The organism is Rhodococcus sp. NPDC003322, from assembly GCF_053589555.1.
Window position 1 is genome coordinate 204476 of record NZ_JBSFSC010000004.1, and the last position, 15314, is coordinate 219789.

The 15314-nt window shown below is 69.6% G+C and carries 19 protein-coding genes and 2 pseudogenes; 11 read left to right on the forward strand and 10 right to left on the reverse strand.

Annotated elements, in window-relative coordinates:
• The first annotated feature begins 41 nt into the window (after positions 1–41).
• The gene (locus ACWDUM_RS17155; protein WP_450134887.1) at positions 42–596 is read left to right on the forward strand and encodes a nucleosidase; all 555 of its coding nucleotides are present in this window, start codon (positions 42–44) and stop codon (positions 594–596) included.
• Between the two features lie 18 nt (positions 597–614).
• Here ACWDUM_RS17155 and ACWDUM_RS17160 read toward each other — a convergent pair whose 3' ends face one another.
• Positions 615–1400, reverse strand: a complete 786-nt coding sequence (locus ACWDUM_RS17160; protein WP_450134888.1) for an META domain-containing protein — start codon at positions 1398–1400, stop codon at positions 615–617.
• Between the two features lie 36 nt (positions 1401–1436).
• On the reverse strand, positions 1437–2015 hold the full coding sequence (locus ACWDUM_RS17165; protein ID WP_450135196.1) for a TetR/AcrR family transcriptional regulator: 579 nt from the start codon (positions 2013–2015) through the stop codon (positions 1437–1439).
• A 138-nt stretch (positions 2016–2153) separates the two neighbouring features.
• Here ACWDUM_RS17165 and ACWDUM_RS17170 point away from each other — a divergent pair, with 138 nt between their 5' ends.
• Positions 2154–2717, forward strand: coding sequence for an NAD(P)H-dependent oxidoreductase (locus ACWDUM_RS17170; protein WP_450112666.1), 564 nt, complete (start codon positions 2154–2156; stop codon positions 2715–2717).
• A 65-nt stretch (positions 2718–2782) separates the two neighbouring features.
• On the opposite strand, the gene ACWDUM_RS17175 is transcribed toward ACWDUM_RS17170, so the two are convergent.
• From ACWDUM_RS17175 to ACWDUM_RS17200, 6 genes and pseudogenes are all read right to left on the reverse strand, one after another.
• Positions 2783–3271: an FBP domain-containing protein gene (locus ACWDUM_RS17175; protein WP_450112667.1), complete on the reverse strand. Its 489-nt coding sequence runs from the start codon at positions 3269–3271 to the stop codon at positions 2783–2785.
• A 78-nt stretch (positions 3272–3349) separates the two neighbouring features.
• A complete protein-coding gene (locus tag ACWDUM_RS17180; protein WP_450134889.1) occupies positions 3350–4708 on the reverse strand; it encodes an APC family permease in 1359 nt (452 codons plus the stop codon).
• 303 nt (positions 4709–5011) lie between these two features.
• Positions 5012–5194: pseudogene (locus ACWDUM_RS17185) on the reverse strand (three-helix bundle dimerization domain-containing protein); the annotation flags it as partial.
• A 114-nt stretch (positions 5195–5308) separates the two neighbouring features.
• Complete coding sequence (locus tag ACWDUM_RS17190; RefSeq protein ID WP_450134890.1) at positions 5309–5596, reverse strand: hypothetical protein; 288 nt, start codon at positions 5594–5596, stop codon at positions 5309–5311.
• 35 nt (positions 5597–5631) lie between these two features.
• Positions 5632–5907, reverse strand: a complete 276-nt coding sequence (locus ACWDUM_RS17195; protein ID WP_450134891.1) for a hypothetical protein — start codon at positions 5905–5907, stop codon at positions 5632–5634.
• A gap of 82 nt (positions 5908–5989) precedes the next feature.
• A complete protein-coding gene (locus tag ACWDUM_RS17200) occupies positions 5990–6751 on the reverse strand; it encodes a putative protein N(5)-glutamine methyltransferase (protein WP_450135197.1) in 762 nt (253 codons plus the stop codon).
• Between the two features lie 293 nt (positions 6752–7044).
• On the opposite strand from ACWDUM_RS17200, the gene ACWDUM_RS17205 reads away from it, so the two are divergent.
• Positions 7045–7746, forward strand: coding sequence for a TetR/AcrR family transcriptional regulator (locus tag ACWDUM_RS17205; protein WP_450134892.1), 702 nt, complete (start codon positions 7045–7047; stop codon positions 7744–7746).
• A gap of 124 nt (positions 7747–7870) precedes the next feature.
• On the opposite strand, the gene ACWDUM_RS17210 is transcribed toward ACWDUM_RS17205, so the two are convergent.
• Positions 7871–8155, reverse strand: a complete 285-nt coding sequence (locus ACWDUM_RS17210) for a hypothetical protein (protein ID WP_450134893.1) — start codon at positions 8153–8155, stop codon at positions 7871–7873.
• 323 nt (positions 8156–8478) lie between these two features.
• Here ACWDUM_RS17210 and ACWDUM_RS17215 point away from each other — a divergent pair, with 323 nt between their 5' ends.
• On the forward strand, positions 8479–9159 hold the full coding sequence (locus ACWDUM_RS17215; protein ID WP_450134894.1) for a TetR/AcrR family transcriptional regulator: 681 nt from the start codon (positions 8479–8481) through the stop codon (positions 9157–9159).
• A gap of 33 nt (positions 9160–9192) precedes the next feature.
• Here the strand turns inward: ACWDUM_RS17215 and ACWDUM_RS17220 are convergent, their stop codons facing one another.
• The gene (locus ACWDUM_RS17220; protein ID WP_450134895.1) at positions 9193–9669 is read right to left on the reverse strand and encodes a MaoC family dehydratase; all 477 of its coding nucleotides are present in this window, start codon (positions 9667–9669) and stop codon (positions 9193–9195) included.
• A 172-nt stretch (positions 9670–9841) separates the two neighbouring features.
• Here ACWDUM_RS17220 and ACWDUM_RS17225 point away from each other — a divergent pair, with 172 nt between their 5' ends.
• The 7 genes and pseudogenes from ACWDUM_RS17225 (at position 9842) to ACWDUM_RS17255 (ending at position 15297) form a co-directional block, all read left to right on the forward strand.
• Entirely contained in the window at positions 9842–10660 is an 819-nt protein-coding gene (locus tag ACWDUM_RS17225; protein WP_450134896.1) for an SDR family oxidoreductase, read from the forward strand.
• A gap of 71 nt (positions 10661–10731) precedes the next feature.
• Positions 10732–11958, forward strand: a complete 1227-nt coding sequence (locus ACWDUM_RS17230; RefSeq protein WP_450134897.1) for an acyl-CoA dehydrogenase family protein — start codon at positions 10732–10734, stop codon at positions 11956–11958.
• Positions 11959–11961: 3 nt separating this feature from the next.
• Positions 11962–12479 (forward strand): annotated as a pseudogene (locus ACWDUM_RS17235) (SDR family oxidoreductase).
• Positions 12472–12645, forward strand: a complete 174-nt coding sequence (locus ACWDUM_RS17240; protein WP_450134898.1) for a hypothetical protein — start codon at positions 12472–12474, stop codon at positions 12643–12645. The pseudogene ACWDUM_RS17235 and the gene ACWDUM_RS17240 overlap by 8 nt, the downstream one beginning before the upstream one ends.
• Before the next feature lie 10 nt (positions 12646–12655).
• Entirely contained in the window at positions 12656–13411 is a 756-nt protein-coding gene (gene fabG / locus ACWDUM_RS17245; protein ID WP_450134899.1) for a 3-oxoacyl-ACP reductase FabG, read from the forward strand.
• 72 nt (positions 13412–13483) lie between these two features.
• Positions 13484–14467 carry an NADPH:quinone oxidoreductase family protein gene (locus ACWDUM_RS17250; RefSeq protein ID WP_450134900.1) on the forward strand — a complete coding sequence of 328 codons (984 nt, stop codon included), beginning with the start codon at positions 13484–13486 and terminating at the stop codon, positions 14465–14467.
• Positions 14468–14520: 53 nt separating this feature from the next.
• The gene (locus tag ACWDUM_RS17255) at positions 14521–15297 is read left to right on the forward strand and encodes an SDR family oxidoreductase (protein ID WP_450134901.1); all 777 of its coding nucleotides are present in this window, start codon (positions 14521–14523) and stop codon (positions 15295–15297) included.
• Positions 15298–15314 lie beyond the last annotated feature (17 nt).

A 15314-nucleotide genomic window follows, 5' to 3' on the forward strand; every position in this document is an offset into this window, starting at 1 on the left:
AGTAAAGGGCCCGCCCTTGTGCGAAGGCTACTGTTCCCCGGGTGACCGATCTCCCAGTCCTCGTCGTCTCCGCCACCCTCGCCGAGGCCGCCCACGTCCCGTCCCGGTTCGAGGTGCTCGTCACCGGCATCGGGAAGGTGGACGCGGCGATCGCGGTCACCGAGGCGCTCGCTCTGCGCTCGGCCGGCGCCCGGCCGACGGTCGTGAACATCGGCACCGCGGGCGCGCTGCACGGGCACCATGCCGGGCTCTACGTGCCGTCCGAGGTCCTCAACCACGACCTCAGTGCCGAGGTGCTGCGGACGCTGGGTTACCCGGCGCAGGAACGGATTTCGCTGGAGAACGGGGACGGGTCGGTGCTCGCCACCGGGGACGTGTTCGTATCCGACCCGGTGCTGCGCGACGAGTTGTCGCAGCGCGCCGACCTGGTCGACATGGAGGGTTTCGCGGTCGCGGCCGCCTGCACCCGGATGGGCGCGCAGTGCCGGCTGGTCAAGCACGTCAGCGACCAGGCCGACGAGTCGGCGATGGACTGGCCGGCTCGGGTGGACGCCAGCGCCCGGATCCTCGGCGCCTGGCTCGCCGACCACTACTGAGTCGGCGAGCCGGCGCGGCTACTGGGCGTGCAGGCCGAGTCCGTGGCCGTTGGTGTTCATCAGGCGCATCCGGTCCGAGTCGATCGTCACGGTGGTGGTGCCGTCGAGCGCGGTGAGGACGGCCTGCTCGACCTCCATGACCTCCGGGGGACACATCATGCGGGTGGTGCCCAGCGGACCGAACGTCACGGTGTCACCGGCGACCTGCGCGCTGCCCGTCATCGCATTGCATCCGGTCGACCCGGTGACGGTGCCGTCCTCCGCGATCTGCAGTATCGGCGAGGACTCCTCGATCGCCCGCGACGACGTGATCGCCGTCGGGCTGATCGTCGAGTCGACGACCCACGTGGTGCCGGTCAGCGGCCGGTCCGGCTGCGCGACCTTCTTGTCGAGCAGGGTCACCGCCGACGCGTCGGTGCGCAGGTGCAGGGTGTCACCGTCGACGTCCCACTCGGGGCTCGCGGCGAAGAAGTCCGCCAGCCACACGTCGGAGGCGCCGCGCTCGCCGACGCAGGCCATCATCGTGGTGGCCAGCGGGCCGGTGGTGATCCGGCCGCCCGAGAAGTCGGCGGTCCCGGTGGCGCGGTTGCAGCCTGCGGTCCCGGCCAGCCGGTCCGGTGCCGCGAACGACACGGTCAGTGGTCCGCCACCGGGAATCTGGGTGCCCACGACCGTGGTCGAGACGAACGTGCGGCCGAGCAGGTCGGCCTGCGGCGACGCCGGGGACGCGGAACTGGAGTTCGAGCAGGCGGAGAGGGCGGCGGCGGTCAGCGCCACGAGGCCCACGATTCGGAGGGTGCGCATGGCCTGCAGGGTAGTGTCCGAATCCGCCGATTCGGCTCAGGTCGACGTAACCCGGCGCGCCAGGTCCTCCCAGGCGTCGGCGATGCGGTCGATCGACATGCCCAGGTCGCGGATCAGGTGCAGGACCAGCGAGGCTTCGAGCGGCGCGAGCAGGCTGTGCGCCAGCAGTGGCACGTCGCCTGCGGTTCCCGCCTGGCGGAGCAGGGTGGCCACATGCGTCAGGCTCACGTGCCGGGCCGGTCCCCCGAAGCGCAGTTCGGGGGAGGTCTCGACGGCGCGCAACACGTCGCCCTGGACCTCGACCATGGACAGACGGGCCCGGCCGAAGGCGATGAGCCGGTCGAGGGGTTCCGCGCCGGGGCCGAGCGGCGGGGGACCGAACATGAACGCCTGCTGGAGTTCGGTCTCGGTGTGGTCGAGCAGGGCGTGCATCAGCCCGGACCGGCTGCCGAAGCGGCGGAACACTGTGCCCTTCCCCACACCGGCCCGGGCGGCGACGGCGTCCATGGTGACGGCGTCGGCACCGCGTTCGGCGACGAGCAATGCGGCCGCGTCCAGCAACAACGCCCGGTTGCGGGCGGCGTCGCAGCGCTCGGCCTCGTGCGGCTGCGCCATCGGGACGGGAGTGGATTGCACGTCGCGATGCTACCCCGCCGGGAATACAACCGGACCGTGGTCCGGTTAAGGTTGGCGTACTGGATCGAACCAGCCCACGAACCCAGCCCGACGTATCCCTGTGAAGGATTTGCCCCCATGTCTCAGACCCGTGTTCTCGCCCTCGTCGGCAGCCTCCGCGCCGCGTCCGTCAACCGCCAGCTCGCCGAGACCGCCGTCAAGGGTGCCCCCGAGGGTGCCGAGGTGACGATCTACGAGGGCCTGGGCGACGTGCCGTTCTACAACGAGGACCTCGACGCCGCCGGCGCCCCCGCCGCCGTCGAGGCGCTGCGTGCCGCTGCCGGTGAGGCCGACGCCCTGCTGCTCGTCACCCCGGAGTACAACGGCACCATCCCGGCCGTGCTGAAGAACGCCATCGACTGGATCTCCCGCCCCTACGGCGCCGGTGCCGTCAAGGACAAGCCGGTCGCCGTCATCAGTGCCTCGCCGTCCGGCAACGCCGCGCAGTGGGCCCACGAGGACACCCGCAAGGCCGTCAAGATCGCCGGCGGCTCCGTCCTGGAGGACGCCTCCATCTCCATCGGTGGAACCATCGACAAGTTCGGTGACAAGCACCCCAGCGAGAACGCCGAGGTCGCCGGACAGGTCGCCGCCGTCGTCTCCGGCCTCGTCGCGGCCGCAGGCGAACTCGTCAACGCCTGACACCGTCTGTCACCCGGGCCCGGGCGGTGCAACACGCACCGCCCGGGCCCGGGTGCATCCGGGGGTCAGTTCTGCAGGCCCGCGACGAACGAGGTGATGTTGTCGCGGACGCGCTGCACCTTCTCGTCGAGCGTCAGGGTCTCGCGGTACCGGTTGCCGGCCGAGGGCCGCCGCTTGTTTCGTGCGTACAGCGAGCACGCGAGGTCGGTGCACATGTAGATGCCGATGGTGTTGCCCCGCCGGCCGGACTCGCCTGCCTTCTGCGCGGTCATCAGTGAGACGCCGCCGCCGGTGTGCGTGGTCTTGCAGATCGCGCACATCTGGGCCTTGCCGGTTCCTCCGGTTTCGTAGCGGAACGCGACCCCGTCCAGCTCGTCGTCCCGGGGGACCACGATGTAGCAGCGCCCCCGCAGGGTCGGGTCGCTCCAGCCGAGAAAGTCCAGGTCCTCCCAGGGACGTCCGGCGAGATCCTTCGGTACGGACAGGCGCTTGGCGTCGCCCTTCGAGCAGTTGACGAACGACGCCCGGATGTCGGCCTCGGTGACGGGCAGCATGACGAAGAACGCTTCTTTCGATCGAACGGGTGCAGTCCCCACCGACGCTACGACTGCGGGCTGGGACGGGCAACGGATTTATCGGGTACGGCGGGCGCGTACACGGCTCCAGCTCAATTCGAGGACGACGGCCAGTACCAGGATCGCCACCATCCCGGCGAACGTCTCCGGAGCGGTCCGCAGGGTTTGCACCGCGAACACGGCGAGCACGATGGCGGTCAACGCGATGCCGGCGACGAGGATCGAGGTACGGGCCCGGATCTCCTTCCTCAGCCGAAACGCGCCGATCGAGGTCACCAGGAAGATCGCCAATGCGACAACGCTGCCGAGCGAGGCGATCGCGGTGAGGTCGACGAACAGGGCGAGGAGCAGGATCAGTACCGCCGTGATGGTCAGCCCGACCGTGCCACCGATTCTGGCGCGTTTGCCGAACACCGGCGGGAACGAGCCGGCCTCCGCCAGCTTCGCGGTCGAACCGACAGCCGCGTAGAGGTTCGCGTTCGCCGACGACGAGGTGGCCAGCAGCGCCGCGAACGCCATGATCGCGAAGCCGGCGTCCCCGAGTGTCGGCTTGGCGGCAACGGCAAGGGCGGTGTCGCCGTTGGCGATCACCTCGTCCACCGTCAGCGTGCCGAAGACCCCGACCGAGATCAGGATGTAGAGGGCGATGGTGATGCCCAGCGCCAGGTACATCGCGCGCGGCAGGTTGCGGCTCGGATCCGGGAGGTCCCCGCCGGTGAAGCTGACCACGGTGAAGCCGAGGTAGGCGAAGAACGTCAGCGCCACGCTCGAGATGATGTCGACCACCGGGGGATAGGTCGACCGCGCGAGCAGATCGGGCTCGATCTGCGCCAGGGTGACGACGACGAAGACCGCGAACACGGTCAGGAGAACCACGACGATCGCGGTCTGGACCCGGTCGATCAGCGTCGTGCCGACGATGTTGACCGCCGCCACGGCCACAACCACGGCGCCGGTGAGGATCCTGCTCCACACCGGCGAGTCGTCGAAGAACAGTGCGGCACCGTAACTGCCGAACGACACGGCGACCATGGCGGTGACGATGACGGCCGCGAAGTAGAGCAACCACGAGGCGATGGCGGTGGTGTGGCCGCGGCCGTATGCCTGGAGCAGGAACGTCACGATGCCGCCGCGGGACGGATACCGCGCGCCGAGCTTCGCCACCGCATAGCCCTGCAGTGTGGCCACGATCCCCGCGACCAGGAACGAGACCCACACCGCCGAGCCCGCCACCGCGCCCGCCTCACCGAGGAGCGCGAAGATGCCTGCCCCGACCATCGAACCGACGCCCAGGAACGCGGCACCGCGCACGGTCATCGCCTTGGTCGAATCACCGCCCTCATGATCGGCGGCGCGATGACTTCCGCCGTCACTGCTGCCCGGGGCGCCGGGGACCGTGCCGTTCACATCCCTCATGGTCCACCCTCTCAATCGTTGCGGGGCGCTTTCGGTGTCGGGATCCGGCGGTGTCGAGGTTCGGCGGTGTCGAGACTCTGCAAGTACGAGCCGTACTCGGCGACAGAAGGATTGGTGCCGAGGACTCGCGGCCGCTCAGACGGCCTGCGCCGTCGCTGGGAGTGACACCGCGCCGGTCACGGGCACTGGTGGGTCGACCTCCGGCATGACCACCGGGCCGGGCACGGAGGTCATCGATCGGGGCGGCGGATCCGACGTCGGCGCCACCACCGTCGGCGCCATCACCACAGGCGGTCCGGTCTCGAGCTCGCGGCGGGCGGCCTTCTCGACGAGGAGTGGAACGAAGTCGCGAATCCTGCTGTCGGCGAATCGCGCGTGAATTCGGCGCACGACGGCCTCGACGTCCGTGGGTGTGAGGGACGGGTGCCGGGTGATCAGGCGCTCGACGACGCGGTCGATCTGCAGTGGTTCGTCATCACCCGTCATTGTCTGATGGTCGGTGCGCGTTGAGGCCGGGTCAAGGCACGAGATGGCAACAGAGAGATCACATCTGAGGGTTTCTCCAGGGCAGGTGCCGAAGCGGGGGATCGGTGCCCGGTGTCAGGCGAGCGTGACCCGCATCATCTCGGTCCGCGCCACGACCCGGTCTCGTTCGCCGGCAAGCGCGAGCCTGCGTTCGTCGTTCATGTATCCGTCCAGCGCCGCCTGGGACTCGAACGTGAACAGCTGGATCTCGAGCGGCTGGTCGTCGGTGCCGTCGGTGCGGGCGCGCTGCAACACCCGGCCGCCGTGCTCGGCGACGAGTTCGAGCACCCGATCCTCGTATGCGACGAGCCCCTCGTCCTCGCCGGGACAGGCCCACAGCAGCACGCACAGTGAAATGGTCACCGCCGCAGCGTAACCCCTGCCGCGGTACGCGCCGCTCACGCGCAGCAGCGCGAAGAGGGGAGTTCGGGTGCGGTCCGCATGCTCTTGAGCTCCTCGTGGTCCGCGCCGAGCCGGGCGAGAGCGCCGGTGGCGGAGACCCTGCCGCGATGTCGGACGACCCAGAGCCGGATGGACGGATGCATGAGTTCGGTCGGATCCAGCGCGTGTTGGCTCGACGCCGGTGCGGTGGGAGCGATGTCGTCCAGGTGAGCCTGCAGAAAGGCCGCGAGGCTCTCGTCGTCGAAGTCCGCCCGTTCGATCAGGGGTTCCACCCGTGAATCATCTCGCGGTGCCCGTCGCCGGTTCGACGCGGTGCCTGCGGCCGGACGATCGGAACCCGGCGCGGCATCCGGGCTACGCGGGTTGTCGGGAGTTCTCGGCGGGCGCCTGCGCGATCACGACGGTTGCGCCCGAGTCGGCGCAGTGCGTCACCCGTGGGGCGAGACCGACCTGTGCGCAGGCGGCGGCGGTCAGGTCGGCCTGATGCTCACTGGTCTCGATCAGGAGGTGCCCGCCCGGTGCCAGCCATTCCGGTGCGCCCGCGGCCACCCGTCGGTGGATCTCGACGCCGTCGACGCCGCCGTCGAGGGCGGTGTGTGGTTCGTGTAGCCGCGCCTCCGGGGGCATCGTCGCGATGGCGTCGGACGGCACATAGGGTGCGTTCACGGCCAGCAGGTCGACGCGCCCGCGCAGGCTCGTCGGCAGCGCCTCGTACAGGTCCCCGTGGTGCACCGCGGCGGGTGCGATGTTGCGCTGCGTGCACCGCACCGCGGCGGGATCGATGTCGCTGGCGTGCAGGATGATCGGCCTGGAGGTCGATGCGAGCGCCGCGGCCACCGCCCCCGACCCGCAGCACAGGTCCACCACCACGGAACCGGTGGGAGCCAGCAGGGGGGCGGCCTGGCGCACCAGGAACTCGGTGCGACGACGAGGCACGAAGACGCCCGGTTCGAGCACGATCCGCAGGCCGTAGAACTCGGCCCAGCCGAGGATCTGCTCGAGCGGACGCCCCGACACACGGTCGTCGACCATCGCCGTCAGGTGCTTGCTGTCGTGCGCGGCGTCGAGTAGCAGGCGTGCCTCGTCCTCGGCGAACACGCACCCCGCGGCGCGCAGGGTCGCGACGACATCGGCCGGGGTGGGGGACTGGGGTGTCGTGGGCGGGCCTCACTGTCACTCGACTGGGGACTCTCTTGCGGGCGCCCATCATCGTGGACCACGCGCGGGCGGTTCGCATCCGGATTTCCCTGTCGGCCGCCGGCGCCGGATCCCTCGGTGACCTGAGCCTCCCCGGGGCGCGGACGCCGACGGTGATCGCCACGCAGCACGCTCGGGTGCCGGTCGGGCGGGTAGGCGCACCGACGGGTGGATGAAATGCCGCTGGTCGCGGCGTTGCTATAAAGGTGTCCATGTCACGACCCGCAGCAAAGGAAGCACACGAGGACGCGCCGCCGTCGATGGCGAACTCCGCGCTGCTCCGTGAACTCCCCGCCACCGAGCGTGGTCTGCGCACCCGGTCGGCCCTGATCGCCGCCGCGCGCACCGTGTTCGAGCGGGCGGGCTACCTCGACACCCGGCTGATCGACATCACCAAGGAAGCGAAGTGCTCGGCCGGCTCCTTCTACACCTACTTCTCCAGCAAGGAGGAGATCTTCGCGGCGGTGCTGGAGCTGGCGCAAGAGGACATGATGCACCCCGGCATGCCGCACGTCGCTGCCGACGACGACCCGGCCGCGATCATCGAGGCGAGCAACCGCGCGTACTTCGAGGCGTACAGGCGCAACGCCAAACTGATGGCACTGCTCGAGCAGGTCGCCAGCATCGACCCGGAGTTCCGGAAGCTGCGGCAGCGGCGAGCGGATGCCTTCGTGTTCCGCAACGCCCGCAGCATCGAGGCACTGCAGAAGCGAGGAATGGCGGACGCGGAACTGGATCCGCTGCTCGCTTCGCGTGCGCTGTCCGGGATGATCAGCCGCCTCGCGTTCGGGTACTTCGTGACCGGCGATTCGATGAGCGAGGGCCGGAAGGTCGACCTCGGCGAGCTCACCGCAACCGCGACCCGGCTGTGGGTCAACGCCCTGCGCATTTCCATCGACGACCGGGCCTCGTAGCGAGAAAGCGGGTCGCGCAGGCGCTCTCGCCTGAGGAGCTCACTCGGACACCGCCTCGAGTCCGCCGCGTGGGTTCCGATCGATACGGCGACCGTCCTCGCCCACGCGGGCGCCGGGCCCCGGTCTACGAACTCGCTGCGTTGTGGAAGACCGCGGCGAGAAGGTCGATGTCGACGACGATGGTGCAGGCGCCGTTCGGTGGGTGGGTGGCGGCGAACGTCGCGATTGTGTTGGCATCGAGTTCGAACGCGTCCAGGGCGCCATGGGTGCCGACGGCGACGACCAGCATCGTGTCCCAGGCGGGGACCTCGCCCCATTCCGTGACCGCCAGGTACAGGGAGGTTGCCTCGGGTGCGATGTGCAGTGCCTCGGATGCGAGTGCGACCGTGGCGGCGTCGACCGTTGTCATCGTCAAGTCCGTTCGGGCGCAGGGACAATGGTGAGATCGATCAGTGCTGGGAACTTCGTGTCGCGACTGCCCGGAGAGCAAGGCCGGATCGTCTCTCGATCTTTGAGGGGAAGGCTACCCAGGGTCGGGCAGCCCAGCCTGTGAAACTGGAAAACAACCGGGCGCCCGGTATGGAAAAAGTGCGGCGGGCGGGCATCCGGAACGGCCGGGGTTCATCGGGGTCTCGAGAGCTCCATCCGGCCACATGCCCGATGGCGGCGTCGATGCGGAGTTGGCCAGGAACTCAAGTCAAACTTGACGTCGGTTTCATGTATAACCAGGGGGTGGAGACGACTGCACCCGAAGGGGATCGCGGCGACCGTCCGGGGTCGGCGCCGCAGCTGCGGGAACCGCCCGCCACCCGGCGCGGTGCTCGGACGCGGGCCGCGCTCGTCGCCGCCGCGCGGGCTGTGTTCGAGCGGGACGGCTACCTGGACGCCCGGTTGACGGACATCACGAAGGAGGCGGGCTGCGCGACCGGCACCTTCTACACCTACTTCTCCGGCAGGGAGGAGATCTTCGCCGCAGTGCTCGACGAGGCGCGGCAGGACATGATGCACCCGGGTATGGGGCGGGTTCGTGACACCGACGATCCCTACGCGGTGCTCGAGGCGAGCAACCGGGCGTATCTCACGGCATACCGGCGCAACGCCAGGCTGATGGGTCTGATGGAGCAGGTCGCGCACGTCGATCCCGGGTTCCGGCGGTTCCGGACCGACCGCGCCGAGGCGTTCATCGCCCGCAACGCGCGGGGCATCGCGGATCTGCAGGAGCGTTCGATCGCCGATCCCGGGATCGACCCGATGACGGCCTCCCGGGCGCTCTCCGGGATGGTGAGCCGGCTGGCGTACGAGGTGTTCGTGTCAGGGGAGGCTGCGGACGGTGGTGCATACGACCTCGAGGGGTTGGTGTTCACCGTGACGAGACTGTGGGCGAACGCCCTGCGGTTCCCCGGGCGCGACTGAGTCGAAGGCGCGGCCGGGGAGGCCGGGTGTCGGTCAGGACGCGGCAGCGACGCGGGCGATGGACTCGGCGACCATCACCGGCTTGTCGGAGCCCTCGCGCTCGACCACCTGGCTGGTGGTGACCTGGATCCCGCCGGGAACCTCGTCGGCGGACACGACGGTGACGCGCATGCGAATCCGCGAGCCCACCGGCACCGGGGCCGGGAAGCGAACCTTGTTGTAGCCGTAGTTCAGGCCGTGGGTGAATCCGTCGAACGCGAGCAGCCGGCTCGACAGGTACGGGCCGAGTGAGAGGCTGAACAGGCCGTGCGCGATGGTGCCGCCGAGCGGGCTCGCCGCGGCCTTCTCCGGGTCGACGTGGATCCACTGATGGTCGCCGGTCGCGTCCGCGAACGCGTTGACGCGCTCCTGGGTGACCTCGTACCACTCGGTCGGGCCGAGCTCCCTGCCGACGAGTGCGGCCAGATCGGCGGCCGTGCTCGGGCGGACGGGAACGGTGGTGGTGTCCATGTTTCTCCCTGGAAGTCGCTTGTTTGCATTCGGGACGTCGTGTGGCCGCCGGGCCGGGGCCCCGACCCGGGCTTGAACCTGACGCCGGATTCAATTATACAGAGAGGGAGATCTGGATCACGTCCATCGGTCGGTCGCGTCCTCATCAGCGAAACGAAAGCGGGGCACGTCAGTGAAGGTTGCAGGCAGGGTTGCCGTCGTCACCGGTGGCGGCGGGGGGATCGGTGGCGCGATCGCGCAGGCGCTCGCCGCCTCGGGGGCACGCGTCGTCGTTGCGGACCTCGACGGTGCCGCCGCGGCTCGGGTCGCGGACGGGATCAACGCCCACCATTCGGGTGCCGCGGTCGCGGCGGGAGTCGATGTCGCCGACGCCGAGGCCATCCGCGGACTGATCGCGTTGGCGGAGAAGGAGTTCGGTCCGGTCGACCTGTACTTCGCGAACGCGGGTATCACCGGCGCGCCCGGGCTCGACGCCGACGAGGCCGCCTGGGACCTGGCGCTCGACATCAACCTGCGTGCCCACATCCGTGCCGCCCAGCAGCTGGTGCCGGGCTGGGTCGAGCGCGGCGAGGGCTACTTCGTCAGTACCGCCTCCGCGGCGGGACTGCTGACCCAGATCGGTGCGGCCGCCTATGCCGTCACCAAGCATGCCGCCATCGGCTTCGCCGAATGGCTCAGCGTCACCTACGGAGATCAGGGCGTGAAGGTCAGCTGCCTGTGCCCGCAGGGCGTCAACACCAAGCTCCTGTTCCCCGACGAGGACGCCGCCGACGGCCTTGCCGCGACCGCCGCGAAGGCCGTCACTTCTGCGGGCGACGTGCTCGAACCCGCCCAGGTGGCCGCCGACACCCTCGCCGCCATCGACGAGGAGCGCTTCCTGATCCTGCCGCACCCCCAGGTGCTGGACATGTACCGGCACAAGGGCGCCGACTACGACCGCTGGCTGCGCGGCATGCGCCGCTACCAGGCCTCCCTCCAGAACCAGGGATGACCACATCGGGGTTCACGGAGGGCCGCGAGCCCGAACCCCGAATCCTCCCGCCCCACCCCTCAGGAGTTCTCATGTCCATGTTCGACATCTCGGAACGCGCCCAGCAGCTGCAGAAGGACCTGCTGGAATTCATGGAGACGCACGTCTACCCGGCCGAAGCCGTGTACGAGGAGCAGATGCGTGCCTCCCGCAACCCGCACTTCCAGCCGCCGATCCTGGAGGAACTCAAGGCCGAGGCGCGGAAGCGGGGCCTGTGGAACCTCTTCCACCCGCACCCGGGCACCGGGGCCGGCCTGACCAACCTCGAGTACGCGCCGCTCGCCGAGATCATGGGCCGCAGCCACCTCGCGTCCGAGGCGTGCAACTGCAACGCACCCGACACCGGCAACATGGAGGTCCTCGAACTCTTCGGAACCGACGAGCACAGGGAGAAGTACCTGAAGCCGCTCCTGGACGGCACCATGGCGTCCGCGTTCGCGATGACCGAGCCGGCCGTCGCCAGCTCCGACGCGACCAACGTCGAGCTGTCGATGGTCAAGGACGGCGACGAGTACGTCCTCAACGGCCGGAAGTGGTTCGCGTCCAACGCCCTGCACCAGAACTGCAAGGTCATGATCGTGATGGGCAAGACCGATCCCACCGCGGCGCCACACCGGCAGCAGTCGATGATGGTCGTGCCGATCGACGCCCCCGGCGTCACTGTGATGCGTGGTCTGCCCGTCTTCGGCTACCAGGACCGCGAGGGCCACGCCGAGATCGACTTCACCGACGTCCGGGTTCCGGCCAAGGACGTGCTCAAGGGCGAGGGTGAGGGCTTCGCGATCAGCCAGGCCCGCCTCGGTCCGGGCCGCATCCACCACTGCATGCGCGCCATCGGCATGGCCGAACGTGCCCTGGAACTGATGTGCACGCGCGCGCAGTCCCGGGTCACCTTCGGGAAGCCGGTCGCCGACAACGCCAACATCCAGGACTGGATCGCCGAGGCGCGCATCGACATCGAGATGATCCGGCTGCTCACACTCAAGGCCGCCCACCTGATGGACACCGTCGGCAACAAGGAGGCACAGACCGAGATCGCCGCCATCAAGGTCGCCGCCCCGAACATCGCGCTGAAGATCGTCGACCGCGCCATCCAGGTGCACGGCGGCGGCGGCGTCACCGACGACTTCCCGCTCGCGATGGCCTACGCACACCTGCGCACCCTGCGTCTGGCCGACGGCCCCGACGAGGTGCACAAGCGCGCCATCGCCCGCCGCGAACTGCGTCGGTACCGCGACCTGCGCCCGGAAGGCTTCTGATCCATGACGAACCAGGACCTGAGCGGCAAGACGGCGATCGTCACCGGCGCCTCCCGCGGCATCGGCCTGGCGGCCGCGCAGGCCCTCGCCTCGGCCGGTGCCAACGTCGTGCTGACCTCCAGGAAGCAGGAGGCGGCCGACGAGGCCGCGGCGCGGATAACCGGCACTGCGATCGGTGTCGGCGCGCACGCGGTGGAGGAGGACCAGGCGCGGCGCTGCATCGAGGTGACCGTCGAAAGATTCGGCAGCATCGACATTCTCGTCAACAACGCGGGCACCAACCCGGCGTTCGGCCCGATGATCGCGCAGGATCACGGCCGGTTCGCGAAGACCATGGACGTCAACCTCTGGGCGCCGTTGCTGTGGACCGGCCTCGCCGTCGAGGCGTGGATGGGCGAGCACGCGCATTCCTCGCCTCCGACGCGGCGTCGTGGATCACGGGGGAGACCATGGTGATCGACGGCGGCCAGCGCCTCGGCAACGCCGCGATGTACCGGAGCGGAGCGTCGCACGGTGTCTGAGCCTGCTCGGGACGTCGTCGGGATCGACCCGGCGGCCGTGACCCGCTGGTTCGGTGACTTCGGGACGGTGGCGCGGATCGACGCGCTCGTGCACAAGGCCCGCGAGATCGCTGACGCGGCAGGCATCCAGAGCATTTCGACATCCACCCACTCAATTTTCACGTAGGAGACACGACATGAGTGAACGTAGGACCGCGATCGTCACCGGCGGCGCGCGGGGTATCGGCGCCGCCGTCGCCACGAAGCTCGCTGCCGACGGCTTTGCCGTGGCGGTGGTCGACCTCGACGAGTCCGCATGCGTCGGCACCGTCGACGCCATCGAGGCCGCGGGCGGTACGGCGCTGGCCGTCGGCGCGAACGTTGCCGACGAGGCGTCGGTCGAGGCCGCCGTCGAGCGGGTCGCCGCCGAACTCGGGGCACCGACCGTGCTGGTCAACAACGCCGGCATCACGCGGGACAACATGCTGTTCAAGATGACGGTCGAGGACTGGGACTCGGTGATGAACGTGCACCTGCGCGGCGCGTTCCTGATGACCCGTGCTGCGCAGAAGTACATGGTGGAGGCCAAGTTCGGCCGCATCGTCAACCTGTCCAGCGTCTCGGCGCTCGGCAACCGGGGCCAGGCCAACTACTCGGCCGCGAAGGCAGGTGTGCAGGGCTTCACCAAGACCCTCGCGATCGAGCTGGGCCGCTACGGTGTCACCGCCAACGCGATCGCTCCCGGTTTCATCGAGACCGAGATGACCGCCGCCACCGCCGCGCGGGTGGGAGTCGACTTCGAGGACATGAAGAGGGCCGCCGCCGCGGAGATCCCGGTCGGCCGCGTCGGACAGCCGGAGGACATCGCCAACACCGCCGCCTTCCTCGCCGGCGATGGCGCCGGATTCGTGTCCGGTCAGGTCATCTACGTCGCCGGCGGACCGAGGGACTGACCCGGACCGCGCCGATCCGGCTTTCCGCCGAGTAGGTTCGATCCACCCCCCACACCCGTCAGGAGAAACATCATGAAGGCATGGCGCGTCAACGAACTCGGCGAGCCACGCGACGTCCTGAAGCTCGAGGACGTCGCCGAACCGACCGCCGGTGACGGCCAGGTACTGGTGAAGGTGCTCGCCGCTCCGGCGAACTTCCCGGACGTGCTGCTGTGCCGCGGCGAGTACCAGGTCAAGCCACCGCTGCCGTTCACGCCGGGTGTCGAGTTGTGCGGCGAGGTCGTGGCCGTCGGCGCCGGCGTCACCCGTGCCGCGGTCGGCGACCGCGTGGTCGGTACGGCGACGTTGCCGGGCGGCGCGTTCGCCGAGTCCGCGGTGATGGACCAGGCCTGCGTGTTCCCGGCGCCGCAGGCCCTCGACGATGCCGAGGCCGCGGCCCTGACCATCGGTTACCAGACGGCGTGGTTCGCGCTGCACCGCCGCACCCGGATCGTGGAAGGCGACCACCTGCTCGTGCACGCCGCCGCCGGTGGCGTGGGCAGCGCCGCCGTGCAGCTCGGCAAGGCCGCCGGTGCAAAGGTGATCGGCGTGGTCGGTGGGCCCGAGAAGGCCCGGTATGCCAAGGAACTCGGCGCGGACCTGGTTGTCGACCGGCGCTCCGAGGACTTCGTGGGGGCGGTCAAGGAGTTCACCGGCGGCCACGGCGCCGACATCGTCTTCGACCCGGTCGGCGGCGACGCCTACGCCGGTTCGACCAAGTGCATCGCCTTCGAGGGCCGCATCGTGGTCATCGGGTTCGCCGGCGGCACCATCCCGCAACCGGCCCTGAACCACGCGCTGATCAAGAACTACTCGATCGTCGGCCTGCACTGGGGCCTGTACCAGGCGAAGAACCCGGCGATCATCGACGACTGCCACACCGAGCTGACCCGGCTCGCCGACGAGGGCCTGCTCAAGCCCCTGATCGGCGAGCGACTGGCCCTCACCGACGTCGCAGACGGCGTCGCGCGGCTCGGCGACGGAAGCACCGTCGGTCGCCTGGTCTTCCAGCCGTGATCAGGTCACCACACCACACGAACCGGAGTCCTCATGCCTGAAGCGGTCGCATCATGACCGGCCTGTTCGATGTCGTCGGCAAGACCGTCGTCGTCACCGGCGGCACCCGCGGCATCGGCCTGATGATCGCGAAGGGCTTCGCCGAAGCCGGTGCACGGGTGATCATCTCGTCTCGCAAGGCCGATGCGTGCGAGTCGGCCGCCGCCGAGCTGTCCGCGGCAGGCGACGTGGTCGCCCATCCTGCGGACCTGAGTACCGCGGAGGGCGTGGCGGACCTCGCCGCGTTCGTGGCGCGGACCTTCGACCGGGTGGACGTGCTGGTCAACAACGCGGGCGCCACCTGGGGAGCGCCGGTCGACGAATTCCCCGCCTCCGGGTTCGACAAGATCCTCGGACTCAACGTCACGTCGGTGTTCGCGTTGACGCAGGCGTTGCTGCCCCAGTTGCGGGCCGCGGCGAGCGCGGACGACCCGGCACGGGTGATCAACGTCGGGTCGATCGACGGACTGGTGGTCTCGGGCACGGAGAACTTCTCCTACGGGGCGTCCAAGGCCGCGGTGCACATGCTCACCCGGAAGCTGGCCGCGACGCTCGCGGCCGAGCACATCACGGTGAACGCCGTTGCGCCGGGACCGTTCCCGACGAAGATGATGGCGTTCGTCCTCGACGACCCCGAGCTGAAGTCGGCAGTCGAGGGCAGCGTCCCGCTGGGGCGTATCGGCACCCCGGAGGACATCGCGGGCACCGCGATCTTCCTGTCGTCGCGGGCCGGTGCCTACCTCACCGGGACGGTGATCCCGGTGGACGGAGGGCTCAGCGGTACCCGCTGACCACTACCGCCCGGACC

Bases quoted from the DNA above. Each gene is read 5' to 3' on its own strand.
- fabG (WP_450134899.1), top strand. From the start codon at position 12,656: ATGAGTGAACGTAGGACCGCGATCGTCACCGGCGGCGCGCGGGGTATC.
- ACWDUM_RS17165 (WP_450135196.1), bottom strand. From the start codon at position 2,015: ATGGCGCAGCCGCACGAGGCCGAGCGCTGCGACGCCGCCCGCAACCGG.
- ACWDUM_RS17255 (WP_450134901.1), top strand. From the start codon at position 14,521: ATGACCGGCCTGTTCGATGTCGTCGGCAAGACCGTCGTCGTCACCGGC.
- ACWDUM_RS17210 (WP_450134893.1), bottom strand. From the start codon at position 8,155: ATGACAACGGTCGACGCCGCCACGGTCGCACTCGCATCCGAGGCACTG.
- ACWDUM_RS17180 (WP_450134889.1), bottom strand. From the start codon at position 4,708: ATGAGGGATGTGAACGGCACGGTCCCCGGCGCCCCGGGCAGCAGTGAC.
- ACWDUM_RS17160 (WP_450134888.1), bottom strand. From the start codon at position 1,400: ATGCGCACCCTCCGAATCGTGGGCCTCGTGGCGCTGACCGCCGCCGCC.
- ACWDUM_RS17220 (WP_450134895.1), bottom strand. From the start codon at position 9,669: ATGGACACCACCACCGTTCCCGTCCGCCCGAGCACGGCCGCCGATCTG.
- ACWDUM_RS17170 (WP_450112666.1), top strand. From the start codon at position 2,154: ATGTCTCAGACCCGTGTTCTCGCCCTCGTCGGCAGCCTCCGCGCCGCG.
- ACWDUM_RS17250 (WP_450134900.1), top strand. From the start codon at position 13,484: ATGAAGGCATGGCGCGTCAACGAACTCGGCGAGCCACGCGACGTCCTG.
- ACWDUM_RS17230 (WP_450134897.1), top strand. From the start codon at position 10,732: ATGTCCATGTTCGACATCTCGGAACGCGCCCAGCAGCTGCAGAAGGAC.
- ACWDUM_RS17205 (WP_450134892.1), top strand. From the start codon at position 7,045: ATGTCACGACCCGCAGCAAAGGAAGCACACGAGGACGCGCCGCCGTCG.
- ACWDUM_RS17175 (WP_450112667.1), bottom strand. From the start codon at position 3,271: ATGCTGCCCGTCACCGAGGCCGACATCCGGGCGTCGTTCGTCAACTGC.